Origin of the sequence: Streptomyces scopuliridis, from assembly GCF_042790125.1 — a bacterium.
GTDB lineage: Bacteria > Actinomycetota > Actinomycetes > Streptomycetales > Streptomycetaceae > Streptomyces > Streptomyces scopuliridis_A.
The window spans coordinates 1-6,392 of the sequence record NZ_JBHTZS010000067.1 but is presented as its reverse complement, the minus strand read 5'-3'; the positions used below and the strand labels follow the sequence as shown (position 1 = coordinate 6,392).

The 6,392-nt window shown below is 53.0% G+C and carries 14 tRNA genes and 3 rRNA genes; all 17 read right to left on the bottom strand.

What is annotated here, in order from left to right:
* Positions 1–89 precede the first annotated feature (89 nt).
* Positions 90–165 (bottom strand) — tRNA-Phe (locus ACFRKB_RS38835).
* A 10-nt stretch (positions 166–175) separates the two neighbouring features.
* A tRNA-Asp gene (locus ACFRKB_RS38830) sits at positions 176–252 on the bottom strand.
* Positions 253–263: 11 nt separating this feature from the next.
* Positions 264–340 (bottom strand) — tRNA-Met (locus ACFRKB_RS38825).
* Between the two features lie 19 nt (positions 341–359).
* A tRNA-Ser gene (locus tag ACFRKB_RS38820) sits at positions 360–452 on the bottom strand.
* Between the two features lie 6 nt (positions 453–458).
* Positions 459–535: transfer RNA gene (locus ACFRKB_RS38815), tRNA-Ile, on the bottom strand.
* Between the two features lie 2 nt (positions 536–537).
* A tRNA-Met gene (locus ACFRKB_RS38810) sits at positions 538–614 on the bottom strand.
* Between the two features lie 19 nt (positions 615–633).
* A tRNA-Ala gene (locus ACFRKB_RS38805) sits at positions 634–706 on the bottom strand.
* Between the two features lie 8 nt (positions 707–714).
* Positions 715–791, bottom strand: a tRNA-Pro gene (locus ACFRKB_RS38800).
* A 27-nt stretch (positions 792–818) separates the two neighbouring features.
* Positions 819–895: transfer RNA gene (locus ACFRKB_RS38795), tRNA-Arg, on the bottom strand.
* Between the two features lie 10 nt (positions 896–905).
* A tRNA-Leu gene (locus ACFRKB_RS38790) sits at positions 906–991 on the bottom strand.
* Positions 992–1,005: 14 nt separating this feature from the next.
* Positions 1,006–1,080, bottom strand: a tRNA-Gly gene (locus tag ACFRKB_RS38785).
* Between the two features lie 31 nt (positions 1,081–1,111).
* A tRNA-Leu gene (locus ACFRKB_RS38780) sits at positions 1,112–1,194 on the bottom strand.
* 8 nt (positions 1,195–1,202) lie between these two features.
* Positions 1,203–1,278: transfer RNA gene (locus ACFRKB_RS38775), tRNA-Lys, on the bottom strand.
* Between the two features lie 26 nt (positions 1,279–1,304).
* Positions 1,305–1,379, bottom strand: a tRNA-Gln gene (locus ACFRKB_RS38770).
* Positions 1,380–1,422: 43 nt separating this feature from the next.
* Positions 1,423–1,538, bottom strand: a 5S ribosomal RNA gene (gene rrf / locus ACFRKB_RS38765).
* A 54-nt stretch (positions 1,539–1,592) separates the two neighbouring features.
* Positions 1,593–4,521 (bottom strand): 23S ribosomal RNA (locus ACFRKB_RS38760).
* Positions 4,522–4,691: 170 nt separating this feature from the next.
* Positions 4,692–6,241 (bottom strand): 16S ribosomal RNA (locus tag ACFRKB_RS38755).
* The 16S, 23S and 5S rRNA genes sit together here with 14 tRNA genes alongside, the layout of an rRNA operon.
* Positions 6,242–6,392: the final 151 nt, after the last annotated feature.

The window sequence follows — 6,392 nt, the reverse complement described above, 5'->3', positions numbered from 1 at the left end:
GACAAGTCGTTTCCTCATGCGGAGTTGGACCGGGGCCGCCCCCGAATGGTTGTGCGCGCGTCGTCAGGCGGACCGTACGGCGGTGCAAATGGTGGCTCGGGACGGAATCGAACCGCCGACACACGGATTTTCAGTCCGTTGCTCTACCAACTGAGCTACCGAGCCATTTTATAAATGGCGGTCCGGACGGGACTCGAACCCGCGACCTCCTGCGTGACAGGCAGGCATTCTAACCAACTGAACTACCGGACCATTTTAAAATTTGGTTGCGGGGGCAGGATTTGAACCTGCGACCTTCGGGTTATGAGCCCGACGAGCTACCGAACTGCTCCACCCCGCGATGATAATTAAATGAGATATGGCGGAGGAAGAGGGATTCGAACCCCCGCGGGCTTTGACACCCCTGTCGGTTTTCAAGACCGATCCCTTCAGCCAGACTTGGGTATTCCTCCGTATAGTGGTGGACCTTGTAGGACTCGAACCTACGACCGGACGGTTATGAGCCGTCTGCTCTAACCAACTGAGCTAAAGGTCCATTGGTAGCGGCGGAGGGGATCGAACCCCCGACCTCACGGGTATGAACCGTACGCTCTAGCCAGCTGAGCTACACCGCCAAATATTTTTGAAATCAAGTGGAGCCTAGCGGGATCGAACCGCTGACCTCCTGCGTGCAAAGCAGGCGCTCTCCCAGCTGAGCTAAGGCCCCATAAAAAATGGTCGGGAAGACAGGATTCGAACCTGCGACCCCATGGTCCCAAACCATGTGCTCTACCAAGCTGAGCTACTTCCCGATTTCCCATCTATTCTATTAAAAGATATGGCGCGCCCGAGAGGAGTCGAACCCCTAACCTTTTGATCCGTAGTCAAACGCTCTATCCAATTGAGCTACGGGCGCATAATAATAATGCCGAGGGCCGGACTTGAACCGGCACGGTAGTCACCTACCGCAGGATTTTAAGTCCTGTGTGTCTGCCAATTCCACCACCCCGGCGTGGATGGTATAGTTGGAGCGGAAGACGGGATTCGAACCCGCGACCCCCACCTTGGCAAGGTGGTGTTCTACCACTGAACTACTTCCGCAGTACAGGATTTTTTTTATGTTGTTTGGCAATGCGGGTGAAGGGACTTGAACCCCCACGTCATAAAGACACTAGATCCTAAGTCTAGCGCGTCTGCCAATTCCGCCACACCCGCGTGAAACATGGTGAGCCATGAAGGACTCGAACCTTCGACCCTCTGATTAAAAGTCAGATGCTCTACCAACTGAGCTAATGGCTCTTACTATTAGATTTCAAAAATAAAAATGGCTGGGCTAGCTGGATTCGAACCAACGCATGACGGAGTCAAAGTCCGTTGCCTTACCGCTTGGCTATAGCCCAATAATGGTGGAGATGCTCTCCCAGCTGAGCTAATCCTCCATTTGCCTGGCAACGTCCTACTCTCACAGGGACAAGGTCCCAACTACCATCGGCGCTGAAGAGCTTAACTTCCGTGTTCGGTATGGGAACGGGTGTGACCTCTTCGCTATCGCCACCAAACCATTGAGAGTGTTCTCTCAAAACTAGATAACAGGTGTGACATCATTCAAAAATATGGTTAAGTCCTCGATCGATTAGTATCTGTCAGCTCCATGTGTCGCCACACTTCCACCTCAGACCTATCAACCTGATCATCTTTCAGGGATCTTACTTCCTTGCGGAATGGGAAATCTCATCTTGAGGGGGGCTTCATGCTTAGATGCTTTCAGCACTTATCCCGTCCGCACATAGCTACCCAGCGATGCCCTTGGCAGAACAACTGGTACACCAGCGGTGCGTCCATCCCGGTCCTCTCGTACTAAGGACAGCTCCTCTCAAATTTCCTGCGCCCGCGACGGATAGGGACCGAACTGTCTCACGACGTTCTGAACCCAGCTCGCGTACCGCTTTAATGGGCGAACAGCCCAACCCTTGGGACCGACTACAGCCCCAGGATGCGATGAGCCGACATCGAGGTGCCAAACCTCCCCGTCGATGTGGACTCTTGGGGGAGATAAGCCTGTTATCCCCGGGGTAGCTTTTATCCGTTGAGCGATGGCCCTTCCATGCGGAACCACCGGATCACTAAGCCCGACTTTCGTCCCTGCTCGACTTGTAGGTCTCGCAGTCAAGCTCCCTTGTGCCTTTACACTCTGCGAATGATTTCCAACCATTCTGAGGGAACCTTTGGGCGCCTCCGTTACCCTTTAGGAGGCGACCGCCCCAGTCAAACTGCCCACCTGACACTGTCTCCCCGCCCGATAAGGGCGGCGGGTTAGAAGGTCAATACAGCCAGGGTAGTATCCCACCGATGCCTCCACCGAAGCTGGCGCTCCGGTTTCCAAGGCTCCTACCTATCCTGTACAAGCTGTACCAACATTCAATATCAGGCTGCAGTAAAGCTCCACGGGGTCTTTCCGTCCTGTCGCGGGTAACCTGCATCTTCACAGGTACTATAATTTCACCGAGTCTCTCGTTGAGACAGTGCCCAGATCGTTGCGCCTTTCGTGCGGGTCGGAACTTACCCGACAAGGAATTTCGCTACCTTAGGACCGTTATAGTTACGGCCGCCGTTTACTGGGGCTTCAATTCGCACCTTCGCTTACGCTAAGCGCTCCTCTTAACCTTCCAGCACCGGGCAGGCGTCAGCCCCTATACTTCGCCTTACGGCTTCGCAGAGACCTGTGTTTTTGCTAAACAGTCGCCTGGGCCTATTCACTGCGGCTCTCTCGGGCTTGCACCCTAACAGAGCACCCCTTCTCCCGAAGTTACGGGGTCATTTTGCCGAGTTCCTTAACGAGAGTTCTCTCGATCACCTTAGGATTCTCTCCTCGCCTACCTGTGTCGGTTTGCGGTACGGGCACCTCTCACCTCGCTAGAGGCTTTTCTTGGCAGTGTGGAATCAGGAACTTCGCTACTATATTTCGCTCGCCATCACAGCTCAGCCTTATGGGAAACGGATTTGCCTATTTCCCAGCCTAACTGCTTGGACGCGGATATCCAATACCGCGCTTACCCTATCCTCCTGCGTCCCCCCATTGCTCAAATGGTGAGGAGGTGGTACAGGAATATCAACCTGTTGTCCATCGCCTACGCCTTTCGGCCTCGGCTTAGGTCCCGACTAACCCTGAGCGGACGAGCCTTCCTCAGGAAACCTTAGGCATTCGGTGGAGGGGATTCTCACCCCTCTTTCGCTACTCATACCGGCATTCTCACTTCTAAGCGCTCCACCAGTCCTTCCGGTCTGGCTTCACAGCCCTTAGAACGCTCTCCTACCACTGTTCGAAGAACAGTCCGCAGCTTCGGTGATACGTTTAGCCCCGGTACATTTTCGGCGCAGAGTCACTCGACCAGTGAGCTATTACGCACTCTTTAAATGGTGGCTGCTTCTAAGCCAACATCCTGGTTGTCTAAGCAACTCCACATCCTTTTCCACTTAACGTATACTTTGGGACCTTAGCTGGCGGTCTGGGCTGTTTCCCTTTCGACTACGGATCTTATCACTCGCAGTCTGACTCCCAAGGATAAGTCATTGGCATTCGGAGTTTGACTGAATTCGGTAACCCGGTAGGGGCCCCTAGTCCAATCAGTGCTCTACCTCCAAGACTCTTACCTTGAGGCTAGCCCTAAAGCTATTTCGGAGAGAACCAGCTATCTCCAGGTTCGATTGGCATTTCACCCCTACCCACACCTCATCCCCGCACTTTTCAACGTGCGTGGGTTCGGGCCTCCATTCAGTGTTACCTGAACTTCACCCTGGACATGGGTAGATCACCTGGTTTCGGGTCTACGACCACGTACTCAATTCGCCCTATTCAGACTCGCTTTCGCTGCGGCTCCGCATCTTCTGCTTAACCTTGCACGGGATCGTAACTCGCCGGTTCATTCTACAAAAGGCACGCCATCACCCGTTAACGGGCTCTGACTACTTGTAGGCACACGGTTTCAGGATCTCTTTCACTCCCCTTCCGGGGTGCTTTTCACCTTTCCCTCACGGTACTGGTTCACTATCGGTCACTAGGGAGTATTTAGCCTTGGGAGATGGTCCTCCCGGATTCCGACGGAATTTCACGTGTTCCGCCGTACTCAGGATCCACTCAGGAGAGAACGAAGTTTTGACTACAGGGCTGTTACCTCCTATGGCGGGCCTTTCCAGACCTCTTCATCTACCTCGTTCCTTTGTAACTCCGTACAGAGTGTCCTACAACCCCAAGAGGCAAGCCTCTTGGTTTGGGCTAATCCCGTTTCGCTCGCCGCTACTCAGGGAATCGCATTTGCTTTCTCTTCCTCCGGGTACTTAGATGTTTCAGTTCCCCGGGTCTGCCTTCTCATATCCTATGAATTCAGATATGGATACCACTCCATTACGAGTGGTGGGTTTCCCCATTCGGAAATCTCCGGATCAAAGCTTGCTTACAGCTCCCCGAAGCATATCGGTGTTCGTCCCGTCCTTCATCGGCTCCTAGTGCCAAGGCATCCACCGTGCGCCCTTTCTAACTTAACCGTTAAAAAGAATCACTATGTGATATCTTGTGTTACTAATTGAATGTGATGTCTACTGTTATCTAGTTTTCAAAGAACACGTTTCGAAGGAATGATCCTTCAAAACTAAACAAGACAGGGAACGTTCTGTTTATAAGACCCAAGGTCTTATATTCCGTATAATATCCTTAGAAAGGAGGTGATCCAGCCGCACCTTCCGGTACGGCTACCTTGTTACGACTTCACCCCAATCATCTGTCCCACCTTCGGCGGCTGGCTCCTAAAAGGTTACCTCACCGACTTCGGGTGTTACAAACTCTCGTGGTGTGACGGGCGGTGTGTACAAGGCCCGGGAACGTATTCACCGCGGCATGCTGATCCGCGATTACTAGCGATTCCAGCTTCACGCAGTCGAGTTGCAGACTGCGATCCGAACTGAGAACAGATTTGTGGGATTGGCTTAACCTCGCGGTTTCGCTGCCCTTTGTTCTGTCCATTGTAGCACGTGTGTAGCCCAGGTCATAAGGGGCATGATGATTTGACGTCATCCCCACCTTCCTCCGGTTTGTCACCGGCAGTCACCTTAGAGTGCCCAACTGAATGCTGGCAACTAAGATCAAGGGTTGCGCTCGTTGCGGGACTTAACCCAACATCTCACGACACGAGCTGACGACAACCATGCACCACCTGTCACTCTGCCCCCGAAGGGGACGTCCTATCTCTAGGATTGTCAGAGGATGTCAAGACCTGGTAAGGTTCTTCGCGTTGCTTCGAATTAAACCACATGCTCCACCGCTTGTGCGGGCCCCCGTCAATTCCTTTGAGTTTCAGTCTTGCGACCGTACTCCCCAGGCGGAGTGCTTAATGCGTTAGCTGCAGCACTAAGGGGCGGAAACCCCCTAACACTTAGCACTCATCGTTTACGGCGTGGACTACCAGGGTATCTAATCCTGTTCGCTCCCCACGCTTTCGCTCCTCAGCGTCAGTTACAGACCAGAGAGTCGCCTTCGCCACTGGTGTTCCTCCACATCTCTACGCATTTCACCGCTACACGTGGAATTCCACTCTCCTCTTCTGCACTCAAGTTCCCCAGTTTCCAATGACCCTCCCCGGTTGAGCCGGGGGCTTTCACATCAGACTTAAGAAACCGCCTGCGAGCCCTTTACGCCCAATAATTCCGGACAACGCTTGCCACCTACGTATTACCGCGGCTGCTGGCACGTAGTTAGCCGTGGCTTTCTGGTTAGGTACCGTCAAGGTGCCGCCCTATTCGAACGGTACTTGTTCTTCCCTAACAACAGAGCTTTACGATCCGAAAACCTTCATCACTCACGCGGCGTTGCTCCGTCAGACTTTCGTCCATTGCGGAAGATTCCCTACTGCTGCCTCCCGTAGGAGTCTGGGCCGTGTCTCAGTCCCAGTGTGGCCGATCACCCTCTCAGGTCGGCTACGCATCGTTGCCTTGGTGAGCCGTTACCTCACCAACTAGCTAATGCGCCGCGGGTCCATCTGTAAGTGGTAGCCGAAGCCACCTTTTATGTTTGAACCATGCGGTTCAAACAACCATCCGGTATTAGCCCCGGTTTCCCGGAGTTATCCCAGTCTTACAGGCAGGTTACCCACGTGTTACTCACCCGTCCGCCGCTAACATCAGGGAGCAAGCTCCCATCTGTCCGCTCGACTTGCATGTATTAGGCACGCCGCCAGCGTTCGTCCTGAGCCAGGATCAAACTCTCCGATAAAGTGTTTGACTGACTACGCACATCGCTGTGCGATTTATTTAAAACTTTGAATTAACAGGTACGTTTTGTCTTGTTTAGTTTTCAAAGAACTTTGTTGCTTCTCTCGAAGCGACCTCTTAATCATAACATTTTCAGTTTGCTAGGTCAATAC